The 15,079-nt window shown below is 72.0% G+C and carries 14 protein-coding genes and 1 tRNA gene; all 15 read left to right on the plus strand.

Translation table 11 applies throughout. The features are described from left to right. The first annotated feature begins 8 nt into the window (after positions 1-8). The 15 genes from galU to ACZ5WC_RS16835 all read left to right on the plus strand — a co-directional run bounded on the left by galU (position 9) and on the right by ACZ5WC_RS16835 (position 15,025). Positions 9-911 (plus strand): UTP--glucose-1-phosphate uridylyltransferase GalU, encoded by a 903-nt coding sequence (gene galU, locus ACZ5WC_RS16765; protein ID WP_311119978.1) that lies wholly within the window; start codon positions 9-11, stop codon positions 909-911. A gap of 4 nt (positions 912-915) precedes the next feature. After that, positions 916-2,226 carry a molybdotransferase-like divisome protein Glp gene (gene glp, locus ACZ5WC_RS16770; RefSeq protein WP_468541484.1) on the plus strand — a complete coding sequence of 437 codons (1,311 nt, stop codon included), beginning with the start codon at positions 916-918 and terminating at the stop codon, positions 2,224-2,226. A 101-nt stretch (positions 2,227-2,327) separates the two neighbouring features. Next, positions 2,328-2,828 carry a cyclic pyranopterin monophosphate synthase MoaC gene (moaC, locus tag ACZ5WC_RS16775; RefSeq protein WP_096627999.1) on the plus strand — a complete coding sequence of 167 codons (501 nt, stop codon included), beginning with the start codon at positions 2,328-2,330 and terminating at the stop codon, positions 2,826-2,828. Then, positions 2,825-3,364, plus strand: a complete 540-nt coding sequence (locus ACZ5WC_RS16780) for a MogA/MoaB family molybdenum cofactor biosynthesis protein (protein WP_468541485.1) — start codon at positions 2,825-2,827, stop codon at positions 3,362-3,364. Before moaC ends, ACZ5WC_RS16780 begins: the two co-directional genes overlap by 4 nt. Before the next feature lie 17 nt (positions 3,365-3,381). Continuing rightward, positions 3,382-4,005 (plus strand): GNAT family N-acetyltransferase, encoded by a 624-nt coding sequence (locus ACZ5WC_RS16785; protein WP_468541486.1) that lies wholly within the window; start codon positions 3,382-3,384, stop codon positions 4,003-4,005. Positions 4,006-4,167: 162 nt separating this feature from the next. Beyond that, positions 4,168-5,391 (plus strand): DNA polymerase III subunit gamma/tau domain-containing protein, encoded by a 1,224-nt coding sequence (locus ACZ5WC_RS16790; RefSeq protein ID WP_468541487.1) that lies wholly within the window; start codon positions 4,168-4,170, stop codon positions 5,389-5,391. Between the two features lie 93 nt (positions 5,392-5,484). Continuing rightward, positions 5,485-5,558 (plus strand) — tRNA-Ala (locus ACZ5WC_RS16795). Positions 5,559-5,722: 164 nt separating this feature from the next. Further along, positions 5,723-6,538, plus strand: coding sequence for a DUF4253 domain-containing protein (locus ACZ5WC_RS16800; protein ID WP_468541488.1), 816 nt, complete (start codon positions 5,723-5,725; stop codon positions 6,536-6,538). Positions 6,539-6,956: 418 nt separating this feature from the next. After that, entirely contained in the window at positions 6,957-7,940 is a 984-nt protein-coding gene (locus tag ACZ5WC_RS16805; RefSeq protein WP_468541489.1) for an ArsR/SmtB family transcription factor, read from the plus strand. Between the two features lie 162 nt (positions 7,941-8,102). After that, a complete protein-coding gene (locus tag ACZ5WC_RS16810; RefSeq protein WP_468541490.1) occupies positions 8,103-9,569 on the plus strand; it encodes an NAD(P)/FAD-dependent oxidoreductase in 1,467 nt (488 codons plus the stop codon). Between the two features lie 18 nt (positions 9,570-9,587). After that, complete coding sequence (locus ACZ5WC_RS16815) at positions 9,588-10,460, plus strand: N5-glutamine methyltransferase family protein (protein WP_468541491.1); 873 nt, start codon at positions 9,588-9,590, stop codon at positions 10,458-10,460. Continuing rightward, positions 10,457-10,774 carry a chorismate mutase family protein gene (locus ACZ5WC_RS16820; protein WP_468541492.1) on the plus strand — a complete coding sequence of 106 codons (318 nt, stop codon included), beginning with the start codon at positions 10,457-10,459 and terminating at the stop codon, positions 10,772-10,774. Before ACZ5WC_RS16815 ends, ACZ5WC_RS16820 begins: the two co-directional genes overlap by 4 nt. Next, positions 10,771-12,840 carry an aminodeoxychorismate synthase component I gene (gene pabB / locus ACZ5WC_RS16825; protein ID WP_468541493.1) on the plus strand — a complete coding sequence of 690 codons (2,070 nt, stop codon included), beginning with the start codon at positions 10,771-10,773 and terminating at the stop codon, positions 12,838-12,840. Before ACZ5WC_RS16820 ends, pabB begins: the two co-directional genes overlap by 4 nt. Continuing rightward, positions 12,837-13,775 (plus strand): prephenate dehydrogenase dimerization domain-containing protein, encoded by a 939-nt coding sequence (locus ACZ5WC_RS16830; protein WP_468541494.1) that lies wholly within the window; start codon positions 12,837-12,839, stop codon positions 13,773-13,775. The genes pabB and ACZ5WC_RS16830 overlap by 4 nt, the downstream gene beginning before the upstream one ends. After that, on the plus strand, positions 13,772-15,025 hold the full coding sequence (locus ACZ5WC_RS16835) for an aminotransferase class I/II-fold pyridoxal phosphate-dependent enzyme (protein WP_468541495.1): 1,254 nt from the start codon (positions 13,772-13,774) through the stop codon (positions 15,023-15,025). Before ACZ5WC_RS16830 ends, ACZ5WC_RS16835 begins: the two co-directional genes overlap by 4 nt. Positions 15,026-15,079: the final 54 nt, after the last annotated feature.

Below are 15,079 nucleotides of genomic sequence, written 5' to 3' on the forward strand. Positions count from 1 at the left end.
GTCTGCACATGAATCAGTCGCCCTCCAGGATCAGCAAGGCCGTCATCCCGGCAGCAGGTCTCGGTACCCGGTTCCTGCCCGCCACGAAGGCCACTCCCAAAGAGATGCTGCCTGTCGTCGACAAGCCGGCCATCCAGTATGTCGTCGAGGAGGCCGTCGCGGCGGGTCTCTCCGACGTCCTGATGATCACCGGCCGTAACAAGCGCCCTCTTGAGGACCACTTCGACCGCAACTACGAGCTGGAGTCCGCGCTCACCCGCAAGGGAGACGCCGAACGCCTCGCCAAGGTCCAGGAGTCCAGCGACCTGGCCACCATGCACTACGTGCGTCAGGGCGACCCGCGCGGCCTGGGCCACGCCGTGCTCTGCGCGGCCCCGCACGTGGGCGACCAGCCCTTCGCGGTGCTCCTCGGCGACGACCTGATCGACCCGCGCGACGCACTCCTCGCCCGGATGGTGGAGGTCCAGGAGCGTGAGGGCGGCAGTGTCGTGGCGCTGATGGAGGTCGATCCCGCGCAGATCCATCTGTACGGCTGCGCGGCCGCGGACGCCACCGTCGACGGCGACGTCGTCCGCGTCACCGGCCTGGTCGAGAAGCCCGACCCGGCCGACGCCCCCAGCAACCTCGCCATCATCGGCCGGTACGTCCTGGACCCCGCGGTCTTCGACATACTGCGACACACCGAGCCGGGCCGCGGCGGCGAGATCCAGCTCACCGACGCCCTCCAGCTGCTCGCCGCGGACGAGGAGATCGGCGGCCCCGTGCACGGCGTCGTCTTCAAGGGCCGCCGCTATGACACCGGCGACCGCAGTGACTACTTGCGCGCCATTGTCAGACTGGCGTGCGAACGTGAAGACCTGGGGCCGGACTTCCGGACCTGGCTGCGCAAGTACGTCACCGAGGAGATGTAACCCCGTGAGCAGCACGATCTGGTCGGTCGACGAGCATCTGGACGACATCCTCGCCTCGGTGAGGCCGCTCGAACCCATCGAGCTCCAGCTGCCCGACGCCCAGGGCTGCGTCCTGGTGAAGGACGTCGTGGTGGAGGTGGCCCTGCCGCCCTTCGACAACAGCTCCATGGACGGCTACGCGGTCCGGATCGCCGATGTCGAGGGCGCCAGCGAGGAGTTCCCCGCGGTGCTCACCGTCATCGGTGACGTGGCCGCGGGCAGCGCCGGGCTCGCCGACGACCAGGTCGTGGGACCGGGACAGGCCGCCCGCATCATGACGGGCGCCCCGCTGCCCGCCGGTGCGGAGGCCGTGGTCCCGGTCGAGTGGACGGACGGGGGTACGGGCGAGGGCCCTGCCGCCGCCATGCGCGCCCACTCCGACGCCCCGGAGGGCGCCACCGGCGAGGTCCGCGTCCACCGCCCCGTCACGGCGGGCGCCCATGTCCGCGAGCGCGGCAGCGACGTCCGTCCGGGCGATCTGGCCCTGCGCGCCGGGTCGGTCGTCGGCCCGCCGCAGATCGGGCTGCTCGCGGCGATCGGCTGCTCCACCGTGGTCGTACGGCCCCGCCCGCGCGTGGTCGTGCTCTCCACCGGCAGCGAACTGGTCCAGCCCGGCGAGGAGCTGACGAGCGGCCAGATCTACGACTCCAACAGCTTCGCGCTGACCGCCGCCGCCCGGGACGCCGGGGCCATCGCCTACCGGGTCGGCGCGGTGGCCGACGACGCCGAGACGCTGCGCGCCACCATCGAGGACCAGCTGATCCGTGCGGACATCGTCGTCACCACGGGCGGTGTCAGCGTCGGTGCGTACGACGTGGTCAAGGAGGCGCTGTCCTCCGTCGGGGACGAGGACGAGGCGGGCGGCGGGGTCGAGTTCCGCAAGCTGGCCATGCAGCCGGGCAAGCCCCAGGGCTTCGGCTCGATCGGCCCGGACCACACCCCGCTGCTGGCCCTGCCGGGCAACCCGGTCTCCAGCTACGTCTCCTTCGAGCTGTTCGTCCGCCCCGCCATCCGGGCCCTGATGGGTCTGCCCGACGTGCACCGCCCCACGGCCCGCGCGGTGCTGAGCGCCGAGAAGGCACTCACCTCCCCGGACGGCCGCCGCCAGTTCCTGCGCGGTACGTACGACGCGGAGGCGGGCACGGTCACCCCCGTGGGCGGTTCCGGATCGCATCTGATCGCCGCGCTCGCCCAGGCGGACGCGCTGATCGTGGTGCCCGAGAGCATCACCTCGGTGGAGCCCGGCACGGAGACGGACGTGATCCTGCTCCGCTGACCGCCGCGCGGTGGCGGTACGGTATCTGCCGCTGTGCCTTCCGGGGGACCCCCTCCGGTTCCCCGAGGCCCACCGGCGCCCCTACCGCAAGGCGGAGTGAGTTGAGTACGCAGAACAGGCTGACGCACATCGACGAGGCGGGCGCGGCCCGCATGGTCGACGTGTCGGAGAAGGACGTCACCACCCGCGTCGCCCGGGCCGGCGGCCGGGTGCTCGTGTCCCCGCGCGTGATCGAGCTGCTGCGCGGCGAGGGAGTCCCCAAGGGCGACGCCCTCGCCACCGCGCGGATCGCCGGGATCATGGGCGCCAAGCGCACCCCGGATCTGATCCCGCTCTGCCATCCCCTGGCCGTCTCCGGCGTGAAGGTCGACCTGAGCGTGGCCGACGACGCGGTGGAGATCACGGCCACCGTGAAGACGACGGACCGCACGGGCGTCGAGATGGAGGCCCTGACCGCGGTGTCGGTGGCGGCCCTGACGGTGGTCGACATGATCAAGGCCGTCGACAAGAGCGCGGTCATCACCGACGTACGGGTCGAGGAGAAGTCGGGCGGAAAGTCCGGCGACTACCGGCGCACCGAACCGGAGGGAACGGCCCCGTGACGCCACCGGAGCCCACCGCTGCCGCTCCGGCCGCAGCCGCAGCCGCTTACCGCGCGCTCGTCGTCACCGCCTCCAACCGGGCCTCGGCCGGGGTGTACGCGGACAAGGGCGGCCCGCTCATCGCCGAAGCGCTCACCGGGCTCGGCTTCACGGTCGACGGGCCGCAGGTCGTCCCCGACGGCGATCCGGTCGAGGCGGCCCTGCGTGCCGGGGTGGCCGCCGGGTACGACGTGATCGTCACCACCGGCGGTACGGGCATCTCGCCCACCGACGCGACGCCCGAGGCCACCCGCCGCGTCCTCGACCACGAGATTCCCGGCATCCCCGAGGCGATCCGGGCCGAGGGGCTGGCCAAGGTCCCGACCGCCGCCCTCTCCCGGGGCCTCGCTGGCGTCGCGGGACGCACCCTGGTCGTCAACCTGCCCGGCTCCACCGGCGGGGTGAAGGACGGGCTCGCGGTCCTCGGCAGGCTCCTGGTGCACGCCGTCGACCAGCTGCGCGGCGGCGACCACCCCCGACCGGGGAGCCCGAGCTGAACATCGCGACCTGGCCGGTGACGCTGACCGACGGCGAGATCGTCCTGCGCCCGATAAAGATGCGTGACCAGCGGGTGTGGCGTGAGGTCAACCGGCGCAACCGCGACTGGCTGCGCCCCTGGGAGGCGACCGTTCCGCCGCCCGCCCCCGGCGGCCCGGTCGCGCAGCGCCCCACATACCGGCAGATGGTCCGCCATCTGCGGGCCGAGGCGAACGCGGGGCGGATGCTGCCGTTCGCCATCGAATACGAGGGCCGGCTGGTCGGCCAGCTCACCATCGCCGGGATCACCTGGGGCTCGATGTGCTCGGGTCACATCGGCTACTGGGTCGACCAGAGCGTCGCGGGCCGCGGGGTCATGCCGACGGCCGTGGCTCTCGCGGTGGACCACTGCTTCCGCACGGTCGGCCTGCACCGCATCGAGGTCTGCATTCGCCCGGAGAACGCGCCCAGCCGCAGGGTCGTGGAGAAACTCGGATTCCGTTCGGAGGGCGTGCGCCCGCGCTATCTGCACATCGACGGGGCCTGGCGGGATCATCTGATCTTCGCCCTCACCGCCGAGGAAGTGCCCGAGGGCATGCTCCGGCGCTGGCGCCGGTCGCGGCCGGTGACGCGTCGGGCCCCGGATCCTCCGACGAAATGAAATAGGTGTTCGAATTTGATCGCGGGATGACGGCAATGGGCCACACTTTCGACATCTGCTGATCCGATCAATCACAAAAAAAGTCCGTGATATCAGCCGGATCGTGCGACACACCGGGCCAATTGGCGGATCCTCCCGTGCAAACCCCTCTACGGTGTGAGCGTGAGCAGCAGCGGCCTCATCTACGCAGTCATCGTCGGGGCCTGGGCCGCCTACCTGGTGCCGATGTGGCTCCGCAGGCAGGACGAGCTCAACGAGGCTCGTCCGACGGAACGCTTCAGTACGGCCATCCGGTTGCTGTCCGGACGGGCGGCGATGGAGCGCCGGTACGCCAAGGAGCTGCGGGAGCGCACCGCCGAGGAGGCGGGGCCCGACGTCGACCCGGACCGGGAAACGGACCGTATGGAATCCGTGGACGTCCGGGCCTTTGCCGCGCCTCCGGCGCATACGGAAGCCAGGTTGCACGACCCGGTGCACGCGCCCGAGCGCGCCCCGGGCCGCCAGGCTCCCGGCCGCCCGGCGCACGACCACAGGGACCGGGCGGCGGACCACCAGCCGCCGGACCGTCAGGCGCCCGAGCGCCGACCGGGCGAGCGGTCCGGGGCCCAGGAGCCCGGCTCCCCGCCCCGTCCTCGCTCCGGCGCGGCCGACGCCGAGCGCGCCCGGCGCGCCCAGCGTTCCCAGGTCCTGGCACGGCGCAGGCGGACCACCGTCGTCCTCTTCCTCGCCTTCACCCTCGGCGCGATCGTCGCGGCGGTCGGCGGGCTCGGCTTCCTGTGGGCACCCGCGGTCCCCGCCGTGCTGCTGAGCACGTACATCGTGCATCTGCGCGCCCAGGAGCGACGGCGGTTCGCCTTCACCATGGACCGGCGCCGGGCCGAGGTCGCGGCGCAGCGGCTGCGCGAGAACCGTCCCCGAAGGCACCAGCCCGCGGTCCCCGCCCCCGCCGAGCCCGACGACGACGCCGAGGCCCACCACGCGGAGCCGGACCCCACCCCCACGGTCTCCCCCCAGGAGGCGGGCCGCCGCGCCCTCGTCGAGCAGACGGACCACGCGGAGTGGGTGGACCAGCAGCGCGAGCGCGGCCGCGTCCAGGGCGACAGCTGGGAGCCCGTCCCCGTACCGCTGCCCACCTACGTCACCGCACCCGTCGCCCCCCGGGCCACCGGCGGCGTGGAGGTCGGCGACCCGGAGACCTGGAGCGCGGCCCGCTCCAGCACCGCCGAGCCCACCCACCAGACCGGCACGTCGCACCCGGCCACCCCCATGGTCGACCCCGCACCGCGCCAGCGCACCAACCAGTCCCGCCGCTCCCGCGACCGCGGCAGGACCCCGCTCTTCGACCAGTACGACGACGGGGACCGGCCGCGTGCGGCCAATGAGTGAGCCCGGGGCCCCGGAGATCGGCGACTCGCTGACCAGCGGAGGAACGGATTTCCAAGCACCCCCATGAGGGTGCTAGAGTTTCACACGTCGCAAGGGCCTGTGGCGCAGTCTGGTAGCGCACCTCGTTCGCATCGAGGGGGTCTGGGGTTCAAATCCCCACAGGTCCACAGACGACTGTTCCTGAGTCAGATCAGGAACGGTGACGAGATCCCGTCCGGTCGGAAGATCGGGCGGGATCTTCGTCGTTTCAGGGGGCGTTCGATGCCTGCCCGGGGTGGTGGACGGCGGTGGGCGGCCCTGCCCGGTCGGCCCCTGCCTCTACTGTCATCGCATGATGACGGACACGAACAACCTGCTCCGGCTCGCGACCGACCCGAGCGGCCGGGCTCTGGGCCTTGACCTTCCTGCGGGGAGGCTGCTGAGCGAGACGTATCAGGGGACCTGGATGGAGCCGCTGATGTGGCTGGCCGACGCGCGCGCGGTGCCCGGGCAGTGGTCCGCGCAGGGGGCCGCGCGCCGGGCGGCGGGCCTCGTGCCGGTGCTGGTGGACGTCGGCGGCCCGTCGGGCGACCCGGAGAGCTGGGATCTGTTGTGCGGAAACCTGTCCTATCCAGAGGACTTGGGCGCCGACGAGATGCTGGCCCTCCTCTGGGAGGAGGTCCGGGAGAGGCGGGCCGACGGGGCGGCGGCCCCCTTCGACGCGCCGTGGCCGGGGCTCGCCGGGGCGGTGCCGCCCGACGCCGATCCCGACGCACAGGCGGCCGGGATCGCCGACGCCCTGACGGACAGCGGCTCCTGGCTGAAAGAGCCCCGCCTCGCCCTGGTGCCCGCGGACCGCAACGCCGACATACCCGCGGCCATTGGCTGGTCCGGCTCGCTGAACCACTCGGACGACCCCGGTGTCCTCAGCGCCATTCTGCGCAGTTGGGAGGAGCGATTCGGTACCCGGGTCGTGGCGCTCACCGCGGACCGGCTCGTCCTCTCGGTCGCCGCGCCGCCCACCACCGCGGACCAGGCGCTGGCCGTGGCCGCCGAGCACGCCGCTTTCTGTCCGGACGGCCTCGCCCGGAGCCGGCACCGTGCGCTGGAGGACTATGCCGCCCATGAAGTCCTCGGGCGGCGAACCTGGGTCCACCACTGGGACTGACGGCCGGGCGCGGCGGAAGCAGGGAGCCGCCGCGAAGCCGGTACGTGGAGGTCCGCGGCTGTGACGGACGCTCCCCGCTCAGCGGTGGAACCCGGGGCCGCGAACCGGAACGCTCGCATGCGGACCCTGGCGTCCGGCCGTCGCCGAGGCTTGCGAACCGGCCCCGGTCGCCCGGAGTCGCCGGTCACGCCCCTCGCCGCCGTCACCGTCCCGGAGCCCGATGACGTCCCGCTGCCCCTCGGCCACCGTTGGATTTCCCGCACTGGCCAGGCGGCCGAACGTCATCTAACGTGCTGACGGCCCCCTTCGTGCGGGGCGGGGGAACGGGGCACGGGGGGCGACTCGGAGACGAGGCTCCTACCCGGTGCGCCGAGGGAATGGGGTAGTGGTGATCAGCTACGGCGCGACCGTCGACGATATGGCGAGAGTCCGTTTCTCGGTCTCGCCGCTCGGAGAGACCGTCTACAGCTTCCGGATGCTGGCCACGCCCGAGCGCAGAAGACAGCACCAGCCGTGGGTCGATGCCGTTCGCCTCAGGCTCAGGAGCGTCGACCTCCGGCCCTTGCGGGCCGTGATCCCTCCCACCGGATACGTTCCGGACTTCCTCACCCCAGCGCCCACCGCCACACCCTCCGGCATCGACAGCGAGCTGGAGGCGGTGCGCGCCACCTCACCCGAGCACTTCGTCGACGAGGTGGCCTGGATGGCCGGGGACCAGGGCACCCCGGCCGCGTGGCGCCAGGAGGCGGCGCACCTGCACCGCCACATGCTGGACCACCCGGAGAAGGCCATCGCGCAGCTCACAGAACTGCTGCGCACCTACTGGAAGTTGGCTGTGGAGCCGCACTGGCGCAGGATGCACGGCGGTCTCCAGTCCGACATACGGGCCAGGATGCGGGTGGTGGAGTCCGCCGGGTCGGCGTCCGTCTTCTCCTCCCTGCACGAACGCATCGGATGGCAGGACGACCAGCTCACCGTCCGCAGCGCCTACACCTTCCACGAGCCACTCGGCGGGCAGGGCATCGTCCTGGTGCCCAGCATCTTCTGCGGCCCGGAAGTGCTGACCATGCTGCCGCCGCTCCAGCCGATGATCGTGTACCCGAGGCCCGGCGTCGCCGACGTGTGGCGGAACCACGGTCAGAGCCTCACCAGCCCCCTCGCCGCTCTCCTCGGCAGCGTCCGCGCGGCGGTCCTCATGGCGCTCGCCGTGCCCGCCTCCACCAGTGAACTCGCCGCCGAGATCGATGTGACGCCGGGAGCCATCAGCCAGCACATCGCCGTGCTGCGCGGTTGCGGCCTCGTCACGAGCCAGCGGGTCGGCCGCCGGGTCATCCACTCGCTCACCGGGACGGGCGAAGAGCTCGTCCGCGGAGCCGAGTACTCCCTCGGCCGGGCCGCCTGACCCTTCCGCAACGGCGCTGTTTTAGACCCAGCTAAAAGCTTTGGGGCGGCCTCCACCTGTGTGTTTGGCTGAACAGGCCACGGTGACAGAGCGCGGGCCCGGCGCCCGCCGTCCGCACCGAGCGGTCCTTATGACTTCACCTCCCCGGAAGGGAAATTTCTGGTGCCCGCAACCACATCCGAGGACCACCGAGCCCACGACGTCGTCGTAGTCGGAAACGGCTCCCTCGGCCTGTCACTCGGCCTCACGCTGGCCCGGCGCGGAATACGCGTGGCAGTGCTCGGCCGACCCCACCGCCCCTGGGCCGCGTCCTCTGCGGCCGGCGCGATGATCGGCACGTTCGGCGAGGTCACGACCACCCTCCTCAAGAGCGAGTACGGCCGCACGAAGCTCGACTGGGCCTACCAGGCGAGCAAGCTGTGGCCGGAGTGGCTTGCCCAGCTGTCGCCCGACTCCGACGGCACCGACCTGCTGACCGCGGACGGCACGGTTGTCATGCTGAACGCCGTCGGCCTGCCCGAGATCGATACCCACAACTACAAGGCGATCCGCAGCACCCTCATCGAGTACGGCGAGAAGTTCGAGGACGTCGACGCCGAGGACATCGAGTGGATCGACGCCGAGCCCACCGGCCGGCCGCTGCAGGCGATGTTCCTGCCCAACGAGCACGCGGTGAACGCCCACGAGCTCCTGGCCCGCCTGGAGAAGGCGTTCGTCGCCGCCGGAGGCACGCTCGTTTCCGAGCAGGCCACGCGCGTCGAGCACAGCGGGGGCAGGGTCACCGGCGTCGCGCTGGAGTCCGGCACGGTGCTCGCCACAGAGCAGCTCGTACTGGCCGCCGGCTCCGCCTCCCAGACCGTCCTCGACACGGTCCCCGACCAGGCTGCCCGTATCCCGCGCCTGATCAGCGGCTACGGCGTCTCCGCCCTCGTCGACACCCAGGACGGCACCGGTCCCTCCAGCGTCATCCGGACGCCCAACCGGGCCTTCGCCTGTGGCCTGCACGTCGTCCCACGGGGCAACGGTCAGGTCTACGTCGGCGCGACCAACATCATCTCGCCCGAGCCGCGCGAGACACCGCTCATCTCCGACGTGCTGTTCCTGCTCAACTGCGCCAACCGGCAGGTCCGCCGCGACCTCGGCGAGAGCGGGCTGCGCACTCTCCAGGTCGGCAACCGGCCCGTCGCCCTCGACGGCATGCCGCTGCTCGGGGAGACGGAGCTCGGCGGCCTGTGGATGATGACCGGCACCTACCGGGACGGTCTCACCCTCTCTCCGCTGCTCGCCCGGGAGATGACCGCGCTGCTGCTCGGCGAGGAGCCCACGATCGACCTCGGGATGTTCCGCCCGGTACGGGCCCCGATCCAGCCGGTCAGCCGCGAGGAGGTCGTGGAGACCACGGTCACCCACATGCTCGCCACCGGTTACGAGTCGAACTGGAACGTCCCCGTCGAGTGGCCGTTCACCATCGAGCACTACCTGCGCACGGCCTACACCCGGATCGCGGACGAGTTCGACCCGACCTTCACGCCGCCGCCGGAGCTGCTCGCCTCCTCCCGTATCCACCCGTCCATCGCCAAGGCACTGCGGGGCTACTACGCGGCGAGCCACGCCGCCGCCCAGGGCTGACCCGAAAGGACGACGAAGGTGGTCGACCAGCCACTCGAAGAACTGCTCAGGGACGCCGAGCGCGTCCTCGCCGACTCGGGGGTATGGAGCCCGCGAGAGGATGCCGAGACCCTGGCGGCCCACGTCCTGGGCCTGGGGGAGAGCACCCTGGAGCCCGGCCTCCCGGTACCGGCGGCGGCGGCGGGCGAACTGCGCGCGCTTGTCGCCCGGCGGGCCGGCCGGATCCCGCTCGGTCATCTGACCGGGCGGGCCCGCCTCGGCGGCATCGACGTCACGGTGAACGAGCACGTCTTCGTCCCGCGCTTCCCGACCGAACTTCTGTTGGCCTGGGGGCTCTCCGCGGTGGAGAAGACCGAGGCTCCCCTGGTCGTCGACCTGTGCACGGGTTCGGGTGCGGTCGCCCTCGCGGTCGGCCACGCCCGGCCCGACGCCGCCGTCCACGCGGTCGACCTGGACGAGGCCGCCCTCGCCTGTGCCCGCGGCAACGCGGCGGCACGGGAGAGGGCCGGAGACACGCCGGTCACCGTGCACCGGGGGGATGTCACGGACCCGGCGCTGCTCGCCGGCCTGGACGGCCGTGTGGACCTGGTGCTCGCCAACCCGCCGTACGTGCCCCTGGGTACGAGGCTCCTGCCCGAATGGGGCGAGCACCACCCGCGGACGGCCGTCTTCGGCGGGGCCGACGGGCTCGATGTGATCCGTGCCGTCGTGGACTGCGCGGCGCGGCTGCTGCGGCCTGGCGGCGCTCTGGCGATCGAGCACGGAGACGCACAGATCGACGTGGTACCCGGGCTGCTCCACGCCACCGGAGAGTTCTCCGGCACCGAGGGGCACCACGACCAGGAGAACCGCCCCCGTTACACCACGACATTCAGAAAGGCACAGGCATGACGACGACCTCGAACGCCGAGGCCGGTCTGGCAGGGATGCGCGCCGAACTCGACCTCACCGACGCGCAACTGCTCGACATCCTGAAGACCCGGATCGACATCTGCGTGCGTATCGCGGAGTTCAAGCGGGAGCACGACGTCCCGATGATGCAGCCGCACCGGATCGGCATCGTGCAGGAACGCGCGGCCCGCTTCGGGGCCGAACACGGAGTCGACGGCTCGTTCCTGCGCCGCTTGTACGACCTGATCATCGAGGAGACCTGCCGGGTCGAAGACCTGGTCATCGACGGACCGGCGAGGGACGACGCCTCATGAACGGCCACGTCCGCACCCTCCTTGTCGACAACTACGACTCCTTCACCTACAACCTCTACCAGTTCCTGGGAGAGGTGAACGGGCAGCCGCCCGTCGTCGTCCGCAACGACGTCGACTGGGCCGCTCTGCACCTGGGGGACTACGACAACATCGTCATCTCCCCCGGCCCCGGACGCCCTGACCGCGATCGTGACTTCGGCGTGAGCAGCCAGGCGATCCTCGGCTCCGGGCTGCCCGTCCTCGGCGTCTGCCTCGGCCATCAGGGCATCGCCGCCCTGTTCGGCGGCACCGTCGAGCACGCCGCCGAGCCGATGCACGGCCGGCTCTCCCGGATCCGGCACAACGGCGAGGACCTCTTCGCCGGTCTGCCGGCGCGGTTCGACGTGGTGCGCTACCACTCGCTCGCCGTCACCGCGCTCTCCGACGACCTTGAGGCCGTCGCCTGGACCGAGGACGGCGTCGTCATGGGGCTGCGCCACCGGAGCCGGCCCCTGTGGGGCGTCCAGTTCCACCCCGAGTCGATCTCCAGCGAGTACGGCCGTGAGCTGCTCGCCAACTTCCGCGACCTGACCCTGGCGCGTCGGGAGCCGACCACGGCGCCCCCGTCGGCGTACCACCTGAACGTCCGCGCTCTCGACCTGGCGCCCGACACGGAGGCGGTGTACGCCGAGCTGTTCGGCGACCGTCCGCACGGCTTCTGGCTCGACAGCGGCTCCCACGCCGACGGCGACTCCCGCTTCTCCATTCTCGGTGACGGAAGCGGCCCGCTCGCCGAGTACGTCACCTACCGGGTGGCCACCCGCACGGTGCGCGTCGAGCGCGCGGGCCGTCCCGACGAACTCGTGGCCCGGGGGTTCTTCGACTACCTCGACGCCGAACTGCGGCGGCGCGCGCTGCCCGTCGACGCCCGGCTGCCGTTCTCCTTCAACCTCGGCTACGTCGGCTATCTCGGTTACGAGCTGAAGGCCGAGTCCGGGGCCACGGCCGCGCACACCGCCGCCACCCCGGACGCGGCGCTGCTCTTCGCCGACCGGGCCGTCGTCGTCGACCACGCCGAGCGCCGCACGTACCTGCTCTGCCTCAGCACCGAGGCGGCCGACCCCGAAGCCACCAAGTGGCTCGACGCCACGGCGGTCCGGCTCGCGCTGCTGCCCTCCGAGACGGTCCGGGAACGCCGGCCGCTCACCGGGGCGACTCCGCTCGCCGCGGCCTCGCTGGTGCAGCGGCACAGCGAGGAGGAGTACCTGGCGCGGATCGGCGAGTGCCTGGAGGAGATCCACAACGGCGAGTCCTACGAGATCTGTCTGACCAACATGGTCTCCACGACCGCCACCCTCGACCCGCTGGGCACCTACCGGTCGATGCGGGCGATCAGCCCCGTCCCGTACGGCGCGCTGCTCTCCTTCCCCGACGTCGCCGTTCTCAGCGCTTCCCCGGAGCGGTTCCTGACCATCGGCACGGACCGGGTCGCTGAATCGAAGCCGATCAAGGGCACCCGGCCGCGCGCCGCCGACCCCGAGGAGGACCGGGCGCTGCGCGAGGGACTGCTGGCCAGCGAGAAGGACCGCGCCGAGAACCTGATGATCGTGGACCTGCTCCGCAACGACCTCAATACCGTGTGCGAGGTCGGCTCGGTCCACGTGCCCAAGCTCTTCGACGTGGAGACGTACGCCCCCGTGCACCAGCTCGTCAGCACCGTACGGGGCACGCTGCGCGACGGCGTCTCGGCGGTGGACTGCGTGCGGGCCTCCTTCCCCGGGGGCTCGATGACCGGCGCGCCCAAACTGCGCACCATGGAGATCATCGACCGTCTCGAAGAAGGGCCGCGCGGGGTGTACTCGGGCGCTCTCGGCTGGTTCTCGCTCGGCGGCGCCGCCGACCTCAGCATCGTCATACGGACGATCGTGGCCACCGGCGACGGCGCGTCGTTCGGCGTCGGCGGAGCGGTCATCGCGCTGTCCGACCCTGCCGACGAGTTCGAGGAGACCCTGGTCAAGTCGCGGATCATGACCGCGGCCATCGTCGCCGGCCGAGTGCCGGTCCGGGCCGGGGCGGTGAACGCGTGAGCGCCGCCGAGCGATCCGACGCGGCGGTCCGGCGGTGCGTCGTGGCGGGCGGCTCGGGGGCCGTGGGAAGGCTGTTCACGGCCCTGCTCGCCGACGGCGGCCGCGACGTCTGCGTGGTCGACCCCGAACCGTTCACCGCGGGCATACCCGGCGTCCGCCGCATCAAGGGCGACATCACCGCTCCCGACCGAGCCCTGAGCGACGAACTGGCAGCCGCCGACCTGCTGTTGCTCGCGGTGCCCGAGCCGGTGGCACTCGCCGCGATGCCGGTGCTCGCCGACGTCCTGCCGTCGCACGCGCTGCTCGCGGACACGCTCTCGGTGAAGTCCCGGATCGCCGCCGCCGTCGCCGAACACGCCCCCGGCCTCCAGTCGGTCGGGCTCAACCCGATGTTCGCGCCGTCGCTGGGCGTCCCCGGCCGGCCCGTGGCCTGCGTCGTGTTGCACGGCGGCCCCCTCGTCGAAGAACTCCTCGGCCTGGTCGCCGCGGCGGGTGGCCGGATCGTCAGGATGGACGCCGAGCGGCACGACCGGCTGGCCGCCGCCTCCCAGGCCCTCACCCACGCCACCGTGCTCGCCTTCGGCCAGGCCCTGTCCGAACTCGACGTCGGCATCGAGGAACTGGCCGCCGTCGCACCGCCACCGCACGCGACCCTGCTCGCGCTGCTCGCCCGGATCGCCTCCGGCACCCCCGAGGTGTACTGGGACGTCCAGTTCGCCAACCCGCTCGCCGACCGCGCCCGCGACGCGCTCGCCCGGGGCGTCGACCGGATGCGCGACCTCGCCCGGGAAGGCGACGAGGGGGAGTTCGCCCACCACCTGGACGCCCTGTCAGGCGTCCTCGGCGACCGGCTCCCGCACTTCCGGGACGCCTGCGCCGACCTCTTCACCCATCTGCCCGGCGCCCTGACCGCCACTCCCGAGGAGACCGTATGACCAGCCGAGGACAGCGCGCCGACCAGCACGCCAACTGGGTCTCAGCCCGTATGGACAAGACCACCGACTCCCTGGACCGGGCTTTCGACGAGGGCCTGACCGGCCATGTCATCACCGGCCGCGAGGGCAAGACGGTGGAACTGGCGGACGGCGGTGGGGCCGTCGAGTTCGTCTCCTGTTCGTACCTGGGCCTGGAGCAGCACCCGGCGCTCGTCGCGGCGGCACAGGACGCCCTCCTCCGCTTCGGCGTCCACTTCTCGTCCTCGCGCAACCGGATGCGTCCGATGTACCTCGGCCGGCTTGAGGAACTTCTCGGCGAGATATACGGCGGCCGGCTCGTCGTCCCCTTCACCTCCGTCAGCAATGTCCACCTCGGCGTGCTGCCTCTGCTCGGCAACGGCGCCCTGCCCGGATATCCCGTCGCCGAGCGGGGTCCGCTGTTCCTCGTCGAGAAGACCGCCCACGCCTCGATGCAGGTGCTGCGCGGGGTCATGGAGCAGATCGGCCCCGTCCGCCGGTTCGACCTGACGGACCCGGACAGTCTCGCCGGGCGCCTGGCCGAGGCGGTCGCCGACGGCCGCACGCCCATCGCGCTCGTCGACGGCGTCGGCTCCATGGGCGGGCTCGTCGACGTGGCCGGGCTCGCCGACGCGCTGCGCAGCGCGGGCGGGCTGCTGTACGTGGACGACGCGCACGGTGTCTCCATCGACGGGGCGCAGGGCGCGGGATACGCGTACGAGGCGTTCGAGGGCGGACTGCCCGACAACGTGATGCTGGTCGGTTCGCTGTCCAAGGCGTTCGGTGGCGCGGGCGGCTTCGTCGTCCTGCCCACGCAGGACGACGTACGCGTCCTGCGCAAGTTCGCCAACCCGCTGGTCTTCGGGCACTCGATCATGCTGCCGCTGCTCGCCGCCGACGTCGCCGCCGCCGAACTGCACCTGAACGGTGAGGTGGCGCGGCTCCAGGAGCGGCTGTGGTCCAACGCCGAGCACTTCGACAAGCTGACGGGGGGCCGGCTCGTCAGCGCCGGTCAGCGCTCGCCGATCCGCGGCGCCCACTTCAGCACCGAGGCCGCCGCGTTCGAGGCCGCGCGCCGGCTGCGTACCGCCGGAATCCTCGTTCTGCCCGCCTTCTTCCCGACCGTCGCCAGGGGCACCGGACTCATCCGTTTCGCGCTCTCCGCGACGCACGAGGTCGCGCACCTGGAGACCGCGGTGGAAGCGCTCGGCCCGATCGAGTACACCGCCTAGGGGCGTCACGACCCACTCGCACCTGCCCGACCGCCCGGCCGCTGCCCGGCGGGC

The organism is Streptomyces sp. NPDC033165 (genome assembly GCF_055577965.1).

Bases quoted from the DNA above. Each gene is read 5' to 3' on its own strand.
- ACZ5WC_RS16835 (WP_468541495.1), top strand. From the start codon at position 13,772: ATGACCAGCCGAGGACAGCGCGCCGACCAGCACGCCAACTGGGTCTCA.
- ACZ5WC_RS16805 (WP_468541489.1), top strand. From the start codon at position 6,957: ATGGCGAGAGTCCGTTTCTCGGTCTCGCCGCTCGGAGAGACCGTCTAC.
- pabB (WP_468541493.1), top strand. From the start codon at position 10,771: ATGAACGGCCACGTCCGCACCCTCCTTGTCGACAACTACGACTCCTTC.
- ACZ5WC_RS16820 (WP_468541492.1), top strand. From the start codon at position 10,457: ATGACGACGACCTCGAACGCCGAGGCCGGTCTGGCAGGGATGCGCGCC.
- galU (WP_311119978.1), top strand. From the start codon at position 9: ATGAATCAGTCGCCCTCCAGGATCAGCAAGGCCGTCATCCCGGCAGCA.
- ACZ5WC_RS16800 (WP_468541488.1), top strand. From the start codon at position 5,723: ATGATGACGGACACGAACAACCTGCTCCGGCTCGCGACCGACCCGAGC.